Annotated in this window: 1 pseudogene; it reads left to right on the top strand. The window is 70.0% G+C overall.

Annotated features, from left to right (window positions below):
* Window positions 1–198: pseudogene (locus ALMP_RS35310) on the top strand (ABC transporter permease); the annotation flags it as partial.
* Between the last annotated feature and the right edge of the window lie 5 nt (window positions 199–203).

Raw genomic sequence — 203 nt, 5'->3', positions numbered from 1 at the left:
CCGGTGCGGGTCTACAACTCCCTCACCTTCGAGATCGACCCCAGCGTCACCGCCGTCAGCGCGCTCCTCACCGCCTTCGCCATCCTCGCCCTCGGCCTCGTCGCCCTGGTCCGCTGGATCGGCTCCGGCCGACAGGACTCCCTGCTCTCGGTCGAGAACACAGTCGGCGTCGCCAACCCCGGAGGCGACGCCGTATGACCACC

The organism is Streptomyces sp. A012304 (genome assembly GCF_026008495.1).
Taxonomy (GTDB): Bacteria; Actinomycetota; Actinomycetes; order Streptomycetales; family Streptomycetaceae; genus Streptomyces.
The sequence above is the reverse complement of the archived record's forward strand: the minus strand, read 5'-3'. Positions and strand labels throughout refer to the sequence as shown.